Below are 446 nucleotides of genomic sequence, written 5' to 3'. Positions count from 1 at the left end.
ATGTCCCAAACAGATGGCGATGCAATTCGTGCAGCTTTAGCAACTGGAGTAGGAAAAGTTACATTCGGTAGCTTTGGCTCTGCTCAAACAACTGGGGATGAAGTAAATAGCTCTAGTTCACGTGGACCTTCTACACCAAATTTTGATATTAAGCCAGATGTAACCGCTCCGGGAACAAATATTATGTCTACCATTCCAATGTACAAAGCGGATTTCCCAGATGCTGTTTACTACGAAGCGTATGACCGTAAAACGGGAACTTCTATGGCAACTCCACATATAGCAGGTGTTGCGGCGCTCGTTAAACAAGCGAAACCGGGTTGGAATGCGTTTGATGTAAAAGTTGCGCTTTCCAACACTGCAAAAGTTTTGAATAAAGCAAAATACGATGTATTCGCGCAAGGTGCTGGCCGCGTAAACGCGTATGCAGCAGCTCACCCAAGTGG

The 446-nt window shown here is 45.3% G+C and carries 1 protein-coding gene; it reads left to right on the top strand.

Annotated features, from left to right (window positions below):
* A partial coding sequence (locus AB3U87_RS22215; protein WP_394150588.1) for a S8 family serine peptidase occupies nt 1-446 on the top strand: 446 nt, incomplete at both ends.

The organism is Erwinia plantamica (assembly GCF_043420595.1).
GTDB lineage: Bacteria > Pseudomonadota > Gammaproteobacteria > Enterobacterales > Enterobacteriaceae > Erwinia > Erwinia aeris.
The sequence above is the reverse complement of the archived record's forward strand: the minus strand, read 5'-3'. Positions and strand labels throughout refer to the sequence as shown.